We start from the raw sequence: 20375 nt of genomic DNA, 5'->3' as shown, positions 1-20375 counted from the left end.
CAGTCTGCTCAGAGTGGGTTTTCTGTCGTTAAAAGTGTCGAAATATCGTGATTGGTTGTCGAGTTTGTCTAGCTAATTAGCAGCTATCCTATTCTGGAGTGTTGGAAATACAAGTGCAATCTGATGGTGTTGCCGATATAAGTTGGTAATGAGTGAGTGGTGCGATATTTATTGGTTGTTTTGATATTTAAGCGCCAGTGATTTATGACTTTATTTAACAGAAGTTGATTGGCTTACTCCAATAGAATGATAACGGTTTTCTGATTACAACTTTTTACTCATCGTTTAGCGATAGCTTGTTTTCCATCACGAAACTATCGCGTGGGAAGTTTATAATCTGCGCCGAAATTGCTGCTGAATTATGAAAGCAGCCCAGTGTTAATGTTATTGAGGTGGATATGAAACGCAGAACAAAAATTGTCGCCACACTAGGCCCTGCAACAGAGAAGCCAGAAGCTCTAGAGCAGTTAATTAAAGCGGGTGTAAACGTTGTTCGCATGAACTTCTCTCATGGTGAGCCAGAAGAACATATCGAACGCGCACGCTTGGTGCGTGAAATTTCTGCCAAGCTGGGCCGCAGTGTTGCTATCTTGGGAGACCTGCAAGGTCCTAAGATTCGCATTGGAAGATTCCGTACTGGCGCAATCCTGTTGGAAAAAGGCGACAAATTTGCTCTGGACGCTGAAATGCCAGTGGATGAAGGCGATCAACACCAAATCGGCCTGACCTACAAAACTCTGCCAAATGATTGTAAAGCTGGCGATATGCTGTTGCTAGACGATGGCCGAGTCACGCTGAAAGTTTTATCAACCAACGCTACGCGTATTGAAACTGAAGTTGTTAACGGCGGTACGCTGTCAAACAACAAAGGTATCAACCTGCAGGGCGGTGGTTTATCAGCACCTGCGCTGACTGAAAAAGACCGTCGCGACATTATTACTGCAAGCAAAATCGATGTTGATTATTTGGCAGTATCTTTCCCACGTTGTGGTGCCGATATGGACCTAGCGCGTCAGCTAATCAATGAAGCTGGCTGTTCTGCCGCTGTATTATCTAAAATCGAACGTGCTGAAGTAACCAATTGCGAAGCGCTGCTGCGTGAAGTGATCTTGGCTTCTGACGCGGTTATGGTTGCGCGTGGTGACCTAGGTGTTGAGATTGGCGATGCTGAACTAATTGGCGTTCAAAAGAAAATGATTGCGATGTGTCGCAAGTTGAATCGTCCTGTGATCACTGCGACCCAAATGATGGAGTCGATGATTCATAACGCACTGCCAACCCGCGCCGAAGTATTCGACGTTGCTAACGCAGTTTTGGACGGAACTGACGCAGTAATGTTGTCAGCTGAAACTGCAACAGGTGATCACCCATCTGAAGTAATCAAGGCAATGGCGAACATCTGCCTGGGTGCTGAAAAGCACACCCAAGAGCAGGGTATTCCTGCTTCTGAAATGTCAGAAGTTTCCATGCGTAAGTCTGATGAAGCGATTGCAATTGCAGCTACTTATGCGGCTAACCACTTAGATAGTGCCAAGGCGATTGTTGCTATCACTGAAAGTGGTACCACGCCATTGTGGATGTCTCGTTTAAGTTCACGCTTACCCATTCTGGCGGTAACCTGGAAGCTGTCTACCATGCGCCGCATGGCAATGTATCGTGGTGTTGAACCATTCTTCTTTGATGCAGCAGAAGTATCTTCCGATCAGGTAGTACGTGAAGCGCTGGAATCATTGGTAAAAGAAGGTCAGTTAAACCGTGGTGACGAAGTAATCGTTACTTGCGGCGATATGATTGGTAAAGGTTCTACCAGCGTAATGAAGATTGTTCGCGTTTAATCGCTAATCTTTGTTTGCATAAAAAAAACCGCCAATTGGCGGTTTTTTTTATGGCTGGAAAATATATTTTCAGGTGGGTTTTTAATAAATAAGCTGGTGTTGACGTCATCAAAACAATTAATTTCGAATGGCTCTGATATCTCATGGCTCTAGGTGATAGGGGTTTCGTTCTGGTGGTGAAGGCTTTTTAGTCAGCTTGTCGCTGTCAGATTTAGTCAGTCATAAAACCCGCATCGATTCATTGTTTCTCGATGAAGGCTTTGGCACCCTCGATGCCGAAACGCTGGAAATCGCGCTCAATGCACTAGATAACCTAAACGCCAGCGGCAAAATAATCGGTGTAATTTCCTACGTCGAAGCATTAAAAGAACGTATTCCATTACAAATTGAAGTGCGCAAGGAAAATGGGCTGGGATATAGCCAGTTAGCGGCGGAATATCGGGTGGGTTCAGCAGGTTAATTGTGACGCCATCCTTGCATATTGGTAGGTCATCCCTGAGCCACAGCGAAGCGTGACGTTTGTACTGTTGGTTTATATATAGGTAGGTCATCCCTGAGTCACGGCGAAGCGTGACGTTTGTACCGCGTCATGCTCGCAGTTTATTGTTGCCTCTCGCGGTATTCTCGTCAGGGAATGGCGGGAAGCCTGGAGTGACAAGTTCCGAGTATGCTGCTGGGTTCGTCATCCCGTCAGGGAAGGGCAGGAAAGGCATGGATGTCTGGAGTAGGATGACGCAGGAGCCAAAATCGAAATGCCCGGAGTAGAGCGACGTCGGGCAGAAAATGTTCCCGACATTTGCTCTGCATTTCCTCCATCCCTAGAAGCCAAAGCCGAGAATAGCGGGACAGAAAACCTGCATCCCTGCGTTTTCTGCATTCATCACATCCATGTGATTTACCCAGTGCCATGGATGGCAAAAGCAACACACTCAGCACCAAAACCCCACTCCAAACACGTTACAGCTCCCACTCAACTTCTCACCCCTTCAAAACCTATCTCTCAGCCGCAACTGCGGCAAATCAATATCTTATGTTGACCATTTAATCGTTAAGGATACAATTGAGTCATTCACCGCCCATGGTCTTTATTGCCCACCGACTCATAAATTAGTAATCCAAAAGCGATAATCTGATAGTCGAACACAAACTAAAAGCAGCTAAAGCTAGAATTTAATGCAGGTGGATGAATAGTCAGGACAGAATGTATTCACAGTCTCACGAACAAAAAATTTAGTGCTTTATTGCTGAGATAGATAGTGACTTAAATTCCAAAAAACAACTATAGGCGCTTTAATTAATAAGCATGTTGCTAAAGCGATAATAGTGTATCAACGTAAAATCTACCCGATTTATTTCACAGGTTAAATGTGCAGTCAAAGGAAGTCGTAGTATGTCAGAGACAGGAAACATAGAAGCAATAGCAAAACTCATATCAGGCGATATTTTCAAGTGGTTTAAATGGAAGTCTTTTCCACTGAGAGATACAGATTGGGATTGTGTAAATGAACATCATAAAAAGAAAACTCACCCTTCAGACGTGGTTTTTTATTATGATGATCCATACAGTGGTAAATGTATTTATTTCAATACCGATTTAAAAAGTTATGCCAAAGGTAGCATCTCTTCAAGTAGTGTAGGAAAAGCTTTAGCTTCTCTGGCTTTGTCTGCAGAGTGTGCAAACGTAAGCCCTAGCTGGCATGAGAAATTCATTATTGATGATAATAATTTTGGCACTGTCATTGGCTTGCTTTTCATTTATAACCATGACGATGAATTTGATAAAAACCTTTCAGAGATGATTGCAACTATAGATTTTAATAGAATAAACATTGCTGAAGATGTAAAAATATCTGTGATGGACCCGCTGTTAATACGACGACTGCTTAATACTGTCGTAGATATGAAGAAACTTGTAGTTGATGATATTTTACCAAAAAATAAATATACGTTCTTTTACCCAGATTTAGTTCGTGCTCGAAGGTTTGGAAGTGAATGGGATCAACCAGCATCACTCGAAGCTTTAACTGCACCTTGGCTTATTATTAAGCATAAAAAAACTGAAGAAAATAGTGATGGCTATATTATTTACTATCACAGCAAGGGTAATACGGTTGAAGAGTTTGTATACTTAATTGATGCCATGTCTCATTACCAAATGTTATTAAGTAATAAGTCGATCAGAGTAAGGTTTACAGATGCTTGTCCCGAGGCAACTATAAATTTCGAAAAAGCTAAATTAGAGTATTTAGCAATGTGGGGTGATGACAAATTCAGAAAAACACGACTTAAATCTATTGATGCAGGGCATATCACACAATTTGCAACAAAGTTAAGTCCATTGGAAATAGGAATGAGACAAGATGACTAATACACATGGGCCGTCAATTTATATTCCAAATGATAAAAATATATTTGATGCGTTGCAACATAAAAAAGTAACACACTCCACATTATTGATTTTTCTTCGAAAAAGAGGAGTTTTTGTATCATCTAATATTGAAAAAAATGAACTTGTCAGTATTATTTCTTCATTAACTCTTGATTACCATGATTATCTTTGGCTTTGCAAGCAATTAGAAAACCCTAACAGGAAAGAAAAAACGTAACCATTCAGCATGTCACACCAACCGATCCAATTTCTCCTGAATAAAGTCCGGCCATTTACCCGCAAATAATAACGACAAAGCTTCCCCAACACCGACCCCATTTTTTTGGCAGGTCGATATATAGCTCCGGATTCTGCAATACGCTTTCACGCCATCCCATGAGCGGAAGCAGCCTGATATCTTCTGCTGAACCTTGCTCATACGGAAGTCCCGTTCACCCTGATTATTGGTAAACGGTGCTCGGGTATTACTCATAAACCGCAGCACGTCTGCTTCAAAATCCCGCAGCCGCTCTAATAAATTTCTCGATTTACTTCGTGCTAATTTCCCTCGTTTTAATTGACCTTTTTTATCCGCTTTTTTTGGCTCAGGTGCCGGGCATTCCCGATCACCTGCTTTTAATATTTTTCGATATCGCTTCACCCATTTTTGACACTGCTTTTCATCCAACTCACCCCCCGCCTCATTGACTGCTGTATTCATTTCATAAAGCAGATCTTCCATTGCCTTGGCCCACTGCTGGCCATCTTGCTCATGGGCTCGCGCCAATTCACGTACATGATGGGCGTTACACAATACATGCAAGCACAGCACAAATCGGTAGTAGCTTTTCCAGTGATCGTGTACCAATAAACCGGTAAATTTAGGCAAGATGTCGATCGCTTCCATTGCCTCGATACCTCTTGATTCATGCGCTTCAATCCACGTCCAGCGGTCATTGCTCGCGACATGTAGCCACTTTCGTTTACCATTGATATTGACGCCGGTTTCATCGGCATGAATCAAATCTCCAGCACGCAAAATAGCCGGTACTAACTGAGCAAATGGCTTCAGTCGATGAAAAGCTTCCTGATTAAAATTGGCAAGGCTACCGGTGCTGATTGGCGCATCCAATATCTCAGCGAAGTGCTTTTGAGTCCGTTCATAAGGAATCAGCTGGTAGCTCGACATATAAACCGCGTTGGCTTTAAACTCATTGCCATATTGTATTGGCCGAGTGACCCCTTGCGGAAACTCAGCAACAAACTGGTTACCCTGCTCGTCTTGTAGAATCTGCGCCCGATATTCGGTGACATATCGGGTAATACGAACATCAACTACTTGGCGGCTTTCACTGCCAACAACACGGTATTTTCCTTTCGGCAATTGGCTACGATCAATCGTAATATCCAGCACTTCATCTGGGTCTTTCACCGGTGATAAATTACTGCCTTTATGGCCAGGCTGCCCGCCTGGGTTTTTATTGCTTTTGGCGCGCGATTTCTTTTCTCGATTAGGATCTGCCGATGGCGGAATGCTGGAGTTTTTGCTGTTTAGCCCTTTGCTATCAAGCAATATCTTAACGACGAGCATCAGCATACGAACCATCGCCACCAGTTCGGGCGGTAAGCTTTTGCTTTTGGCTAACAATCGCTCGGTTTCAGCGATGGTTTTATTAATTTCGATTGAGTCCATTCGGTTATTATCGCACAGGTTTTCAGGGTGGTTTTTTTGTCTCTGAGGCTTACTGTGGCGACTTTTTAGAAGCGGAATGCTGATGCGCTATTCTGAGCAAAAAACATTGATAATCAGGTGTGTTAATAGCAGTTTAATGCGGCGTTTAAGTGGTATTCTGAAAGAGGTGCTTAAATTCGGGAAAATATCAAAAAACCTGTCAAGCGATTTTTATATTAAATTGTGCTGAATGGTTACGAAAAAACTACACATTCTGTTATGAAAGGAGAGATAAGTAATGAACAAATAATGAAAGCTTGCAATACTGTCAAAGCCAATATTGGCATAGAAGATTCTGTTAAAATAATAAAAAAAGGAAGTAGTACTAGTCTCGTTGTAACTTACATAGATACTGATTTCACTAAAACAGAATTAAGACAGAGAACAGTTAAAAAATGTGTAGTTGAGCTAGAGAAAAAAGGTGAAGAAGTTACAATTAAAAGACCAGCTAACAAGAAAGCTAAAGAGATTTCAGATAGAGTGAAAACAGTTCTAATAGGTCAGAATCTGACAAAATTAGAAGAATCAGTAATATCACTTGAAGGTTTTTCAGAAGCTAAAATAAGAAGTGAGTTTTTTGATTTTTTGATTCGAAATATTAAAGGGTACTCATTTGATAATGTATCTAGTGTTGATGTTTATCACCAAGTAGATGAGCTAGATGAGCTAAGTGAAGATGATAAGCAGGATGCGCGTTTGGCTGGGTATATCAACAAAGCAGCCCTAGCAGGGCAAGGCGTATTAGATTCACAAGAGTTTAATCAGTTGCATAAAAGAGGTTTCTTTATTTGTAAAATAATATGGACTGTAGATTCATTAATTAGGTTTGGAGACAAGGCTGAACTTGAGGCTCAATTCGGAACGCCGAAATCTTGTACGGAATTTAATTATGCCGTCCGTGGGATATTTAATTACAATGAAAGAACAGCGATGCATAATGTTAAAAGAAGAGCTACTACACATATAGAAAATAATGAATTAAACTCTCTTCTAAAGGATGCTGCTGAACGAGCGCATGATGATATAAAAACTAAATACGGAGCCTAGCTCATGATTAAGGCCAAATGGTTGTACTCTGAATTGCCATTGTCATTAGATATAGTAACTACTCGATTATTAGCTGAACAGTACTCTGATGATAAAGGTGAAGGTTTTTTATTGAATTCTTCTGGGAAAAATTTTTTATCTGGTCGATATATTGAAAAAATCATAGGAAAATCCATAGTAACAGATCCTTTTGGTAATCAATCAGAGCAAACGACTGTAGCGTATTACACGTGTAAATTTAATTGGCAGAACGGTTCTAAATTATTATGTATAACGGAACCACCTCGTTCACTTCGGAAATTTCTAGCAAAGTTGCATAATTTGTTAGGGTTAGGGGTTGTGGTAGCAGATATTGATGTCGATCCTCTAAAATGGTTGCAGCAAATAGAAAGCCAGCTGGGTAGGACAACTATTACACATATATCTTCTTTGGGCATTCATACTCCTGTTGGTGGCCTCGCGAAAATTAGCGTATCAGGGAAAAAGGATATACGTACTGATTTTGAAGAATTAATATCGAACCGAAGGCACAAGATAGATAATGTTAAATTTAACCTAAAATATAGTAATGATATTCAAGCTTTAGTTGAATTAACAGGGGCTGGAAGTTGCAAGCTAAAGTCTTACAATCACAAAGAAATATTAGAAAAATTTAGGTTGTGCTTAGAGCTGATAGTTGAAGGCTATTAATTAAGGAGAACATTGCTATCCACCAGAAAAACCTGCCAGGCATAATTTTATTAATACAGCCCTGATGAAGATTAATTATTTTAATTTTTCAGCAGGGCTTTTGTTTTCTATGCTAGTGGAACTTCAATAGCGTAGGTAAGCAGTGCTATGACAGGTCATAATTTTAATTCCGCATCATCAAACATTTCTGTTGATTCCAAAAACAATATTTCTGCTCGTGACACCAATAAGGTAGAAATTGCCCGTGTTGGCCCTCGTCGCTCTGCTATGAACCTAGATTATTGTCATTGGTTCCACTGCGTGAGTAGGGTATGTCGCAAAGCGTGGTTATGTGGGGTTGATCCTGATACCGGTGAAAGTTTTGAGCATCGTCGTGACTGGATTGTAAAACGACTGGCATTATTAGCAAATGCATTTTCTATTGAAATTGCTAGTTATGCGGTGATGAGTAACCACTATCATTTAGTGCTTTGTGTTAATAAAGAAAAAGCTATGTCTTGGCGCGGTGATGAGGTACTGCAACGTTGGTGCAAGGTTTACCAAGGCCCAGAGATTGTTCAGCGATATTTGGCCGGCGATAATTTAATGCCATCTGAAGTGAAATATGCGGAAAGTTTTGTTGAAGAGTACCGAGCAAGATTAACTGATATTAGCTGGTTTATGCGCAGTTTAAATGAGCCACTAGCAAGAATGGCCAATGCGGAAGATGAATGTACTGGTCACTTCTGGGAAGGGCGTTTTAAAGTGCAAGCACTGCTTGATCAGCAAGCTATTTTAACGTGCATGGCCTATGTCGACCTAAACCCACTTCGAGCAGGTATAGCTAAAACGCCTGAGCAGTCTGAATACACTTCGATTCAACAGCGAATCCAAAGAAAACGAAATTCGACAAAAAAGACGAACCTAAAAGCGTTTAAACAAACTAGTGTAAAGCCAAAACTTAAACCATTTCATAGCAAAGATCCTTTGCAGGAAAAGATTCCGTTCTCTTATAAAGATTATTTGGAACTGGTTGATCAGACAGCGCGAATTATCCGCAAAGGAAAAACTGCTATGGATCCCTCACTCCCTCCAATTATTGACCGACTCGATATTGACAAGCATGGCTGGATGCAAACTATGAGCCGTGGCGGAAATAAGTTTCACCGCGCAGTAGGAAGCAGAAATGCATTAGAGAAATATGCAGAATTACTGAAGCAGCTTTGGGTGAACGGACTAGGAGATAGTTCTCTGTTTGACTAGCGAGATGCTTGATTGTTGTTGATGATCAGACAAGATTATAAAGTAAATTATGCCTGGCAGAATTATTGGTTTGCCAGTTCTCAAAAACCTTCCAAGTATTGATAGCGTACATTGAAGTAATCAATGTGGTACGCGCGTTTAAAAGAGTTTGTACTTGTAATGGATGCGAGGGAGTTGCTGGTGAATCAACTTTTTAGGCTGGATAAAATAAAAAAAACCACCAAAGTTTTTACACTCTAGCGGTTTTTTATTTTCAAAGTAACTCGCTTTAAAGGCTCGCTACTTTAAAAGAAATTACGCTGCGAAGTTCGCAGAAGCGAATTCCCAGTTTGCTAATGCCCAGAAACCATTTAAGTAGTTAGGGCGTACATTGCGATAGTCAATGTAGTAAGCGTGTTCCCACAAATCAACCGTGATCAGAGGCGTTTGGTCGCCAGTGATAGGTGTTGCAGCATTGCTGGTATTAACGATTTCTAAAGAACCATCGGCATTCTTTACTAACCAAGTCCAGCTAGAACCGAAGTTGTTCACTGCTTTGTCGTTAAACTGAGTTTGGAATTCTGCAAAAGAACCAAATGCTTTAGTGATGGCTGCAGCCAGTTCACCTGTTGGCTCGCCGCCGCCATTTGGGCTCAAGCTGTTCCAGTAGAAAGTGTGGTTCCAGATTTGAGCTGCATTGTTAAATACAGGGCCGGTTGAGCTCTTGATGATCTCTTCCAGGCTCTTGTCTGCCATATCAGTACCGTCAACCAGGCCATTTAACTTGGCAACGTAAGTTGCATGGTGCTTACCGTGGTGGAAGTCCAGAGTTTCTGCAGAAATATGTGGTTGCAGAGCGTCTTTTGCATAAGGCAGTGCAGGCAATTCAAAAGCCATGATTCTCTCCTGAGATCGTTTATTTTGTTCGCGATTCGGTGGCAGTACCGAAATGTATGCAGCGATTGTATACTGATCGAGATCAATTTCCAGTCGTAAGGGGTAGTAATCGTTACCTCTAAACGCTTCGTATTAGAAGATTGTTAAGCAAGATGATCGTTTTATGATGGTTTTTCCGGTTTTGACAATTTTATGAGTTGTTCTAATTGGTAATGACGGGCAGACAAAAGGCGGGGGAACTGAGTACCCCTATGAATATTGTGGCTGACCCGGTGCGCTGGCTGAGTTAAAATGCTGCAAATTTTTATCGCGCTCCCATTTCGGGAGGCTGTTATCGAGGTGGAACATGGATCAGGCTGTAGTTGATCAGATCAAACAACAGATCGAGCAAAACACGATTTTGCTTTACATGAAGGGATCTCCTCAGATGCCTCAGTGCGGCTTTTCAGCGCGATCGTCCCAAGCTTTGATGGCTTGTGGCCAGAAATTTGCGTTTGTTAATATTCTGGAAAACCCAGCGATTCGCCAGACTTTGCCAGAATATGCCGAGTGGCCTACATTCCCTCAGTTATGGGTTAAAGGTGAGTTGGTTGGCGGTTGCGATATTATCACCGAGATGTACGAAAACGGTGAGCTGAAAACCTTGATTGACCAAGCAGCACCAGATTCAGAATAATTGAATCGGGCTTTTTTAAAGAGCCTGCTGCTAAAAAAATGGTTGGTGCTCTATATAGAGTGTCAGCCATTTTTTTTTGCGTATGATTGTTCGTTTTATGCAATAACCACTTTTAATATGACGGTTTCGCTCTCTATTGAAGAAGCGGCGGTGTAAGTATTTGTTAGTTTGTGTTTTTTTTAATGGGTTTTTTAAGTGTTGGTTTGAAAGTAACAATGATTGGCTGTATCAATCGGTATCATAGAAAATTCCAAATAACTATTTATCAAGTTTTTGGTATAGGCTGTTGCTCATTGATTCGGGAGTTGCTCCCAAATCGTTCAAATACTGAATATTGAAAATTCTAATTAGGAGATAAAAATGAGTGTTCTGGTTGGTAAGAAAGCCCCTGACTTTACCGTTCCTGCAGTATTAGGTAATGGCGAGATTGTTGATGAGTTCACGCTGTCAACTGCAATCGATGGCAAGTACGGCCTGGTATTCTTTTATCCACTGGACTTCACTTTCGTATGTCCTTCAGAGCTAATTGCTCTGGATCACCGTATGGAACAGTTCAAAGAGCGCGGTGTTGAAGTTATCGGTGTTTCTATCGATTCACATTTCAGCCACAACGCATGGCGTAATACTCCTGTAGATCAGGGTGGTATCGGCCCAGTTAAGTACACCTTAGCTGCTGACATGACTCACGGTATCTGTAAGTCATACGACGTTGAATCAGATGGCGGCGTTGCTTTCCGTGGCGCATTCATCATCGACAAAAACGGCGTTGTTCGCTCACAAATCGTTAATGACCTGCCATTAGGTCGTAACATGGATGAGCTGATCCGTATAGTTGACGCGCTACAGTTCCACGAAGAGCACGGCGAAGTTTGCCCTGCAGGTTGGAGCAAAGGCGATAAGGGTATGGATGCATCTCCTACCGGCGTTGCGAGCTACCTGTCAGAAGAAGCTGACAAGCTGTAAATCCAGCTAAACAAGCTTCATAGCACTATAAAAAAAGCCGAGCACATTGCTCGGCTTTTTTATTTCCATGGACGGAATGTATGGCGCAAGGAGGCAGGAAGCCGATGCGTATATATATGAGGTTTGACATGCAAATGATAACTGTTATCATTCGCATGTCGATTGCGGTAGGGCGCGATTGGCTCTCTCCTACGCGGTAAAATCTGGGTTTGACCCCTCGAACTCCAGATAGCAGTCTCTGGGGGTGTGGCAGCACCCCTTGTTTTTTTTCTCTTGTTTGGTTTGTTCATTCTACTTTTATCTTATCCGTTTGATTTTCATCTTCTGCTATCCATCTGTTTTTAAATAACCTTTAATCTTTGTTATTGCTCGGCTCTGCTCGAATTTTGGCTTGATCTGTTTCCTGTCAGTCAGACTCAACGAATAGTGGGTTTGCAAGTAGTGGCTGTAGAGCGTGGTTTTGTTAAAAGTGAAGATTCGAGAGCAGTGATATTACGACGACTTCTGTTAATGTTAGTGAGTCGATTATTCTCTCCAAGTGACAACCTTTGCTTTACCTCTGGTTATTAATTAAATAATTGGTTAATTAAATAAAAAAATCACCTGCTTTTCTGTCAGGTTAATATCAAATTTTGTTGGGTTGAAATTCTCTTCCAGTAATGTCTCTTTTTTAAATAAAGTTTTTTAAAGTATTGGTCGTTGATTTGTTTTTATAAAAAACCGTGACTTAGTATTTTTGGAAGCTGATTTTTACTATTAGATTGAGATAGTTGTAGTTTTGTTGAGTGGGGGAGTGTTTATTAAAAAATATTTTTTCTCAGAAAAAACCGCCCCAAGTCAGGAAAGATTCTGATGAAAGGAATCAAAATGGCATCGCCTCGAGCGTCCCTAGATGCCCTCATATTATATGGGTATCGGTGCCCGATGGTTTACTAGATAATCTTAGGAGTTGATAAGTATTATGCAGCTTATAATGAGCTTAATTGGCATGGCCGTTCTGATTGGCCTTGCTCTGTTGCTTTCTGATAATCGCAAAGCCATCAAGTTACGTACGGTTGGTGGCGCTTTCGCGATACAAGTGTGTTTCGGTGCTTTCGTTCTGTATGTTCCCTTCGGTCAATCTGTGTTGGAGTCTATCTCTGGTGCTGTGAGCAATATTATCATTTATGCAAATGACGGTATTGGCTTTCTGTTTGGTGATTTAGCTAGATTTAAAGTTGGCTTTATCTTTGCAATCAATGTATTGCCCATTATTATTTTCTTCTCTGCTTTAATCTCGGTTCTTTATTACCTAGGTGTAATGCAGAAAGTCGTTAATATTTTAGGTGGCGCACTGCAAAAAGCGTTGGGCACTAGCCGTACTGAATCTTTATCTGCAACAGCAAATATTTTTGTTGGTCAGACTGAAGCACCTTTAGTGGTTAAGCCTTTTATTGCCAAAATGACGAATTCAGAATTGTTCGCGATTATGGTCGGTGGTTTGGCTTCGGTTGCAGGTTCTGTATTGGCAGGTTATGCCGGTTTGGGTATTGAATTGAAATATCTGATCGCTGCAAGTTTCATGGCTGCTCCAGGCGGCCTGATGATGGCGAAAATCATCAAGCCTGAAACTGAGGTTCCTCAAGACCAGGCTGCCGATATCGTTGAAGATGAAGCGGACAAACCTGCTAACGTTTTAGATGCAGCAGCGACAGGTGCTTCCGGTGGTATGCGTTTGGCAGCTAACGTGGGTGCGATGTTGATCGCCTTTATTGCATTGATCGCCATGATCAATGGCATGATTGGTGGCATTGCGGGTTGGTTTGGTATGGAGAATTTAACGCTGCAGGTTATACTCGGCTACGTATTCGCTCCTCTGGCATGGGTAATTGGTGTGCCATGGGCTGAAGCGACTCAAGCGGGTAGTTTGATTGGCCAAAAAATCATCGTAAACGAGTTTGTTGCTTACATTGATTTCATCGGAATGAAGGAAACCCTGTCTGCTCATACTCAGGCAATCGTAATCTTCGCTCTGTGTGGCTTTGCTAACCTATCTTCTATTGCCATTTTGTTAGGTGGTCTGGGCTCACTAGCTCCAAGCCGTCGTGGTGATATTGCTCGCATGGGTCTGAAAGCAGTAGCTGCTGGCTCGCTTTCAAACTTGATGAGTGCTGCAATTGCTGGCTTCTTTCTGACGCTGCTGGCATATAGCGCTTAATCAACATATCTAATGCATCAAGAAAGGGGCGAGTAATCGCTCCTTTTGATATTGTTTTTCCGATAGGGAAGTATCTGGAGTTAAATCATGGCAACACCACATATTAATGCTAAGTCTGGCGCTTTTGCTGAAACCTGTTTATTACCGGGCGATCCACTGCGTGCCCAGTATGTTGCAGAAAAATTTTTGGAAAATGCAGAGCTGGTAACTGACGTTCGTAACATGTTTGGTTATACCGGCACCTATAAAGGTAAGCGTATTTCAATCATGGGTTCAGGCATGGGTATTCCATCCGCCTCTATCTATTACAAAGAACTGATCACCGAATACGGTGTGAAGAATTTGATCCGTGTAGGCAGTGCTGGTGCAATCTCTAAAGACGTTAAAGTTCGCGACGTTGTCATTGGTATGGGCGCTTGCACCGATTCAAATGTAAACCGCATGCGCTTTAAAGGTTTTGATTTTGCCGCAATCGCTGACTTCAGTTTGCTGGAAAAAGCAGTGGCTGCAGCGCGTACTAAAGGTTCTAACCCAATGGTTGGTAATCTTTTCTCGGCTGACTTGTTTTACAACCCAGATCCAACCATGTTCGATTGCATGGAAAAGCACGGTGTTTACGGTGTTGAAATGGAGGCTGCAGGCTTGTACGGCGTTTGTGCTGAATTCGGCGCAAAAGGCTTAGCAATTTGCACCATTTCTGACCATATCCGTACCGGTGAAGCTCTGGATGCTGAAGCGCGCCAGAACAGCTTTGATGAAATGATCGAAATTGCTTTGGAATCTGCACTGCTGTAATTTTTAATTCTCAGCTGTCGAACCAGACAAAAAAACCGACATCTAGTGTCGGTTTTTTTTGTTTTTTAAGATTGTCGATGATCAAAAAAACGCCAGTCGATTGACTGGCGTTTCTATGTGGTTTTTATATCACACAGGGCGTGGATTAATCCGCTTGTGTTTCTATATCAGTATCCGATTTTTCCTGAACATTAGCGCTTTGTTCAGCTGGATCGCTGTCACTTGCTTGCTCTAATGGCCAGCCGCCTAATGCTTTATAACGGTTCACTAAAGCGCAGAATAATTCGGCAGTTTTCACTGTGTCATATTTTGCGGAGTGAGCTTCCTTGGCATCAAAATGAATACCGGCGGCGCGCACTGCACGAGCCAATACGGTTTGGCCATAAACCAAGCCACTTAAAGCAGCGGTATCAAGGGTGCTAAAAGGGTGGAACGGATTGCGCTTTATTTTGGCGCGTTCTGCCGCAGCATGCACAAAGCCTAAATCGAAGCCGGCATTGTGCCCGACCAATACGGCACGGGTGCAGCCGCTGGCTTTAATGGCCGCGCGTACCGGCGCAAATATTTGTTCAATCGCTTTGTCTTCTTTAATTGCAAAGCGGAACGGGTGCCATGGATCTATGCCATTAAAGTCAATTGCGGCTTTATCAATGTTGGCGCCTTCAAAGGGTTCAACATGAAAATGAATGGTTTCTGCTGGTTCTAAATCGCCGTCATCGTTCATGTGAACAATGACTGCGGCAATTTCCAGTAATGCATCTTTTTTGGCGTTAAAACCGCCACTTTCAACATCGATGACTACTGGCAAAAATCCGCGAAAACGCTTGCCCATTTCTTTGTTGTAAGTAAAAGAAGCTTGGTTATCGGACATCAGGAATTGCAACTCCAATCTAGGGTCTCTCCGGCAAACAAAGGTCTGACGGTTTGGCCACCCAGTGGTAGTTCAGCAGGAATAATTTGCGGCTTGCGCTGCAAGGTGATCTGCTGAGTATTTCTGGGTAGCTGATAAAAATCGGCACCGAAATGACTGGCAAAAGCTTCCAGTTGGTTCAATGCATCAGCTTTTTCAAATGCGCTGGCATACAGTTCAATTGCGTGCTTGGCAGTATAAATACCGGCGCAGCCGCAACTGCTTTCCTTGGCACCAATGACATGCGGTGCGCTATCGGTACCAAGAAAGAAACTTGAATCGCCGCTAATTGCAGCTTTAACCAATGCCTGGCGATGGGTCTCCCGTTTCAGAACTGGCAAGCAGTAATGATGTGGGCGAATGCCACCAGCCAATAAATGATTGCGATTTAATAACAAATGGTGGGCGGTAATGGTAGCGGCAACATTGTTAGATGACTGACTGACAAATTCTGCCGCCTGAGCGGTGGTGATATGTTCCAGTACCAGCTTTAAATTGCTGTGGCGCTGGGTCAGTGGCACCAAATGTCGCTCAATAAATACTTTTTCCCGATCAAAAATATCAATCTCTGGCTCGGTGACTTCACCGTGAACCAGCAGCGGCATATCTACTTCGGCCATCGCGGCAAGTACATCGTCAACCTGTGACAAATCAGTTACGCCAGCATCAGAATTAGTGGTAGCGCCAGCCGGGTAAAGTTTCACCGCATGCACTAAACCACTTTGCTTGGCCTTAATGATTTCATCAGGCGAAGTGTTGTTGGTTAAATATAACGTCATCAGCGGTTGGAACTGACTGCCTTGGGGCAGCGCTTGCATAATGCGTTGATGATACGCCAAAGCATGTTCGGTGGTGGTGACCGGTGGTTTGAGATTGGGCATGATAATCGCCCGGGCAAACTGGCTAGCGGCGTCATTAGCCGTATCAGATAGCATTTCGCCATCCCGCAGATGAATATGCCAGTCATCAGGACGGGTCATTTTAATGCTTGTTGTCGACATGTTTCTGTACTGGTTGGCGGGCGGTGGCTCATTTTAGCCGAGATTCTAACGAATGAGCAGGGCTAAACGAAATTGATTTTTATAGTAAAGATTTTTTAGTCGCTGCCGATAGTTAGTGTGATGAAAAATAATGTCCACATTCGGTCACTACTTTCCAGCATGTTGATAACGATGATGGTGCCAGCGGTTGCTGAAGCTACCATTCGCAGCTACGAAGCGCCGTTAAACAACTCTCGCTGGGAAATGACGGTCAGCACGCCTTTAGAGTGCAGACTGAGTCATCCGGTGCCCGGTTATGGTGTGGCAAATTTTTATCGGCAGTCGGGCAATGGCCCTGAAGGCTTTTATATGAAAACCTTTGATAAGCCAGACCAATTACCAACGGTGACGGTGCGCAGTATGCCGCCGCCATGGATGCATGGCGCGTCAGGAAAAGTACTGGCTCAGCTGGCAATGGCGCCGGGAACGATGCCGATTAATCTGAATGCTGACCAGAGTTATCGAGTGATCTCTGAACTGCGCCGCGGATTGTTTCCAACTTTCAGTTTTAAAGATCCCATTTCAGCGCAGCAAAAATATCAGGTGGCACTGTCGACGGTGGGTTTTCGCCAAGGTTGGCGTGACTGGCAAAGTTGCGTCACTTCATTGCTGCCTTATCGCTTCCCGCAAGTGAGTGATTCGGTGATTCGCTTTGCTTATGACAGCACTCGCCTAAATGAATCATCCAAAGACCGTTTGGAGCAGGTGCGCCAATATTTAGAAGTTGACCCGAGCGTGGTGGTGCGAATAGAAGCGCACACCGATGCAATTGGTGTGAAGCGTTATAACTGGGCCTTGTCACGAAAGCGTGCCCAGCGAGTGCAAAATTTCCTGGCACGCAATGGCTTAGATGCTAAGCGATTTGTGATTAAAAACTACGGCTATGACCGGCCGATTGCCAATAACCTTACTGAGAAAGGTCGCTCTGAGAACCGTCGGGTTTATGTGCGGCTGAAACGTAAAAAAAATTACTAATCTTTCCTGCTTGATATCCCTTGTCCGCTTTTTGCATGCTAGGATAACTCCCGAAAATATCAGGCCGCTAAGGGTGTCGGTCTGATGGCTGCTAATCGCCAATTTTAATCATAATGGGGATAGAAATGTCAGAAGTAAAAAAAGTGGTTCTAGCCTACTCAGGTGGCCTAGATACTTCTGTAATTGCCAAGTGGTTGCAGGATCAATATCAGTGTGAAGTAGTCACTTTTACTGCCGACATCGGCCAGGGTGAAGAAGTTGAACCAGCCCGTGCCAAAGCGCATGCTCTGGGTATCAAGGAAGTTTTCATTGAAGACCTCCGCGAAGAATTCGCCCGTGATTTTGTATTCCCCATGTTCCGAGCGAATGCGGTTTATGAAGGTGAATACCTGTTAGGCACTTCGATTGCCCGTCCTTTAATTGCCAAGCGACTGGTAGAAATCGCTGAAGCAACTGGTGCCGATGCTATTTCGCATGGCGCGACCGGTAAAGGTAACGACCAGGTACGTTTCGAATTAGGTGCTTACGGTCTAAAGCCAGACGTGAAAGTAATTGCCCCTTGGCGAGAGTGGGATTTGCTGTCACGTGAAAAATTGATGGCTTATGTTGATGAGCACAATATTCCGGTTGAACAGAAAAAAGGCAACAAATCGCCTTATTCGATGGATGCCAACCTGCTGCATATCTCCTACGAAGGTAATTCGCTGGAAGATCCATGGACTGAAGCTGAAGCAGAAATGTGGCGTTGGTCGGTGTCTCCTGAGCAAGCTCCAGATCAGGCAACTGAATTGGTTTTAACTTACAAGAATGGCGACATCACTGAAATCGATGGCAAGCCAATGTCTCCAGCGACTGTGATGGAATACCTGAACAAAGTTGGTGGCGAGAATGGTATTGGCCGGGCCGATTTGGTTGAAAACCGCTATGTTGGTATGAAATCACGTGGCTGCTACGAAACACCAGCAGGCACCATTATGCTGAAAGCACACCGTGCGATGGAATCGATCACACTTGACCGTGAAGCGGCGCATTTAAAAGACGAATTAATGCCACGTTACGCCAAGCTGATTTATAACGGTTACTGGTGGTCGCCTGAGCGTGAAATGCTGCAAGCGATGATCGATATTTCACAAAAGCATGTGGAAGGCAAAGTCCGTTTGAAACTGTACAAAGGTAATGTAATTATCTCTGGCCGTGCTTCAGACAAGAGCTTGTTTGATGAGAAAATCGCTACCTTTGACGACGACGGTGGTGCATACGACCAGAAAGATGCAGAAGGTTTTATCAAGCTTAATGCATTGCGTTTAAGATTAGGTGCTAAGCAGAAATAAATTGCAGCATTTAAATATGCAGATTTAAATCTGAAGAATAATAAAAACCCGGCTTTTTAGTCGGGTTTTTTATTTACAGGGATGTAATGTATATCGCAAAGAGGCAGGATGCCGGTGCGTGTATTTACAGGGATGTAATGTATATCGCAAAGAGGCAGGATGGCGGTGAATATCCGACACACTATGGGTCGGGGTTATTGGTGGTGGGCAGAGGCATCAACAGTTGAAATCAATTGCATCATGATCAAGTTGACAGGAAATGTTCCCGACATTTCTCTGCATTTCCACCATCCATGGCGGTCATACGCTTACGGCTGTTCCGTAAAACCTACGCGAACTACAACTTTTAGAAGTCGCGGTAAATGCCCTGCAAAAAAATGTGTCGATTAAGCCATTATGGCTTTATTAAACCATTGGAATTAATTGCAACATGGTCTGAAATTCTCGTAAAACCGAAGTGGGCGCTGAATTAATTAGAGTTATTCTTAATAAATATTCACAATTAATATAGGGGTAATGTATGTCTTGGAACATAGAAATTCTAGCCATTGATACAACAAAAATTGATGATGAGCAGCTGATACCAGATGTTTTTCATCCTGTGCAACATGACGTTTACTTCGAAGAAGCAGCTTCATGCTTGCGTGGCTCAGACCTGAGTGTTGGAAGATTTAAAGGTTATACGCTGATCATTGGTTAGACATTAAGAGCATGCTTTATTACTAAACCACTACTGCACCGACCTTTTTTGCATCCCTTTTGGTATTCTGGCGAACCCCTTCTTCTCGCCAAAGCCACAGCAAATGATCCCATGCTTCTTTTGCACGCTTTTTGTTATCGCGCGCAAACCAGCGCCAGAACTCTACCAATAAGCCACTTCCAAGTTTGCTCACTTGCCATGTCGAAACAACTTGATTCAGAGCGGTTTTCGCTTGATAGGCCAAATACCTACGCAACAATGCACCAATCAAACTTGTCCAGATCATCCCTTCAGCAATCTCCGGGTTTCGAGTGTTGAATTTCTTTAAATTTGTTAGACTTTTCCACTCTTTAAATAACAGCTCTATTTGCCAGCGTAGTTTATAACCTTGCTGGTTAAATTGAAATCTCAGCCACTATTGCCCAATGCTGTATCCTGACATGATCAAGCAATAGAAGTTTATCTGTGATAATTGATTGTTATCGAATCGAGTAAGCAGGTAGTGTTTTTGTTGCTTAATGTTTTTATTGTGGCTAGCAATTTTTACTTTATTTTTGTTAAAAATAAATCTCCTTGCCAGTTGTTAGTATAAATTAATTTCGATTAATGATTGAGGTGGTTCTGGTTATAGAATTTGATAGGGGGAGGGAATATAAAATCACTGTAGAATAATAAAGATTCTAATTTAGCTATCAATTTATTAGAAAAAAATGCGGCAGCCAAATAGCGTCTTGGAAGAACAGGTTGATAATAGAGCGTCATGAAAGATTTAAGTCATATTAACCGTGATTTTTGTAAGTGTAGGAAGCAGTGAGCTATTGATAGTTTTATAAGTTTAGAGATTTGAAGCTTGATGAGGCTATAAACTTATTTTATGATAATTAGTCCTTAAATCCCATCATGGTGATACGGGTCAGGGAATTTTCATTTTTAAATGCGTTGCTGTGCGCTAGATCCCGAATCTAATTTTGCTTAATGTTAGGCTAATGAACAGTGAG

General features: G+C 42.7%; 18 protein-coding genes and 1 pseudogene. 14 read left to right on the top strand and 5 right to left on the bottom strand.

What is annotated here, in order from left to right; genetic code table 11:
* The first annotated feature begins 398 nt into the window (after positions 1-398).
* From pyk to DC094_RS10495, 4 genes are all read left to right on the top strand, one after another.
* Entirely contained in the window at positions 399-1835 is a 1437-nt protein-coding gene (gene pyk, locus DC094_RS10510) for a pyruvate kinase (protein ID WP_116687060.1), read from the top strand.
* 196 nt (positions 1836-2031) lie between these two features.
* Positions 2032-2295 carry a hypothetical protein gene (locus DC094_RS10505; RefSeq protein ID WP_116687059.1) on the top strand — a complete coding sequence of 88 codons (264 nt, stop codon included), beginning with the start codon at positions 2032-2034 and terminating at the stop codon, positions 2293-2295.
* Between the two features lie 930 nt (positions 2296-3225).
* Positions 3226-4203, top strand: coding sequence for a PD-(D/E)XK nuclease domain-containing protein (locus tag DC094_RS10500; RefSeq protein ID WP_116687058.1), 978 nt, complete (start codon positions 3226-3228; stop codon positions 4201-4203).
* Positions 4196-4441 carry a hypothetical protein gene (locus DC094_RS10495; protein ID WP_116687057.1) on the top strand — a complete coding sequence of 82 codons (246 nt, stop codon included), beginning with the start codon at positions 4196-4198 and terminating at the stop codon, positions 4439-4441. Before DC094_RS10500 ends, DC094_RS10495 begins: the two co-directional genes overlap by 8 nt.
* A 12-nt stretch (positions 4442-4453) precedes the next feature.
* On the opposite strand, the gene tnpC is transcribed toward DC094_RS10495, so the two are convergent.
* On the bottom strand, positions 4454-5896 hold the full coding sequence (gene tnpC, locus DC094_RS10490) for an IS66 family transposase (RefSeq protein ID WP_116685486.1): 1443 nt from the start codon (positions 5894-5896) through the stop codon (positions 4454-4456).
* 258 nt (positions 5897-6154) lie between these two features.
* Here tnpC and DC094_RS10485 point away from each other — a divergent pair, with 258 nt between their 5' ends.
* The 3 genes from DC094_RS10485 to DC094_RS10475 all read left to right on the top strand — a co-directional run bounded on the left by DC094_RS10485 (position 6155) and on the right by DC094_RS10475 (position 8914).
* On the top strand, positions 6155-6982 hold the full coding sequence (locus tag DC094_RS10485; RefSeq protein ID WP_116687056.1) for a hypothetical protein: 828 nt from the start codon (positions 6155-6157) through the stop codon (positions 6980-6982).
* 3 nt (positions 6983-6985) lie between these two features.
* The gene (locus DC094_RS10480) at positions 6986-7672 is read left to right on the top strand and encodes a hypothetical protein (protein ID WP_116687055.1); all 687 of its coding nucleotides are present in this window, start codon (positions 6986-6988) and stop codon (positions 7670-7672) included.
* 147 nt (positions 7673-7819) lie between these two features.
* The gene (locus DC094_RS10475; protein WP_116687054.1) at positions 7820-8914 is read left to right on the top strand and encodes a transposase; all 1095 of its coding nucleotides are present in this window, start codon (positions 7820-7822) and stop codon (positions 8912-8914) included.
* A 294-nt stretch (positions 8915-9208) separates the two neighbouring features.
* Here the strand turns inward: DC094_RS10475 and DC094_RS10470 are convergent, their stop codons facing one another.
* Positions 9209-9790 carry a Fe-Mn family superoxide dismutase gene (locus DC094_RS10470; RefSeq protein ID WP_116687053.1) on the bottom strand — a complete coding sequence of 194 codons (582 nt, stop codon included), beginning with the start codon at positions 9788-9790 and terminating at the stop codon, positions 9209-9211.
* A 346-nt stretch (positions 9791-10136) separates the two neighbouring features.
* Here DC094_RS10470 and grxD point away from each other — a divergent pair, with 346 nt between their 5' ends.
* The 4 genes from grxD (at position 10137) to deoD (ending at position 14421) form a co-directional block, all read left to right on the top strand.
* Positions 10137-10466 (top strand): Grx4 family monothiol glutaredoxin, encoded by a 330-nt coding sequence (grxD, locus tag DC094_RS10465; protein ID WP_116687052.1) that lies wholly within the window; start codon positions 10137-10139, stop codon positions 10464-10466.
* Between the two features lie 360 nt (positions 10467-10826).
* Entirely contained in the window at positions 10827-11429 is a 603-nt protein-coding gene (locus DC094_RS10460) for a peroxiredoxin (protein ID WP_116687051.1), read from the top strand.
* A 961-nt stretch (positions 11430-12390) separates the two neighbouring features.
* Positions 12391-13626, top strand: a complete 1236-nt coding sequence (locus DC094_RS10450) for a NupC/NupG family nucleoside CNT transporter (protein WP_116687049.1) — start codon at positions 12391-12393, stop codon at positions 13624-13626.
* Between the two features lie 87 nt (positions 13627-13713).
* A complete protein-coding gene (deoD, locus tag DC094_RS10445) occupies positions 13714-14421 on the top strand; it encodes a purine-nucleoside phosphorylase (protein ID WP_116687048.1) in 708 nt (235 codons plus the stop codon).
* Between the two features lie 145 nt (positions 14422-14566).
* Here deoD and rnt read toward each other — a convergent pair whose 3' ends face one another.
* Positions 14567-15292: a ribonuclease T gene (rnt, locus tag DC094_RS10440; protein ID WP_178030895.1), complete on the bottom strand. Its 726-nt coding sequence runs from the start codon at positions 15290-15292 to the stop codon at positions 14567-14569.
* Complete coding sequence (gene pyrC, locus DC094_RS10435; protein ID WP_116687047.1) at positions 15292-16332, bottom strand: dihydroorotase; 1041 nt, start codon at positions 16330-16332, stop codon at positions 15292-15294. Before pyrC ends, rnt begins: the two co-directional genes overlap by 1 nt.
* Before the next feature lie 120 nt (positions 16333-16452).
* On the opposite strand from pyrC, the gene DC094_RS10430 reads away from it, so the two are divergent.
* The 3 genes from DC094_RS10430 (at position 16453) to DC094_RS10420 (ending at position 19377) form a co-directional block, all read left to right on the top strand.
* A complete protein-coding gene (locus DC094_RS10430) occupies positions 16453-17346 on the top strand; it encodes a flagellar protein MotY (protein ID WP_116687046.1) in 894 nt (297 codons plus the stop codon).
* Positions 17347-17471: 125 nt separating this feature from the next.
* On the top strand, positions 17472-18677 hold the full coding sequence (locus tag DC094_RS10425; RefSeq protein ID WP_116687045.1) for an argininosuccinate synthase: 1206 nt from the start codon (positions 17472-17474) through the stop codon (positions 18675-18677).
* A 520-nt stretch (positions 18678-19197) separates the two neighbouring features.
* On the top strand, positions 19198-19377 hold the full coding sequence (locus DC094_RS10420; protein WP_116687044.1) for a hypothetical protein: 180 nt from the start codon (positions 19198-19200) through the stop codon (positions 19375-19377).
* 240 nt (positions 19378-19617) lie between these two features.
* Here the strand turns inward: DC094_RS10420 and DC094_RS22600 are convergent.
* Positions 19618-19762, bottom strand: a pseudogene (locus tag DC094_RS22600) (transposase); the annotation flags it as partial.
* Positions 19763-20375: the final 613 nt, after the last annotated feature.

Origin of the sequence: Pelagibaculum spongiae, from assembly GCF_003097315.1 — a bacterium.
In the GTDB taxonomy this organism is placed as follows: Bacteria; Pseudomonadota; Gammaproteobacteria; order Enterobacterales; family Pelagibaculaceae; genus Pelagibaculum; species Pelagibaculum spongiae.
Note: the sequence above shows the minus strand (reverse complement) of the source record. Positions and strands in the feature narration are given on the sequence as shown.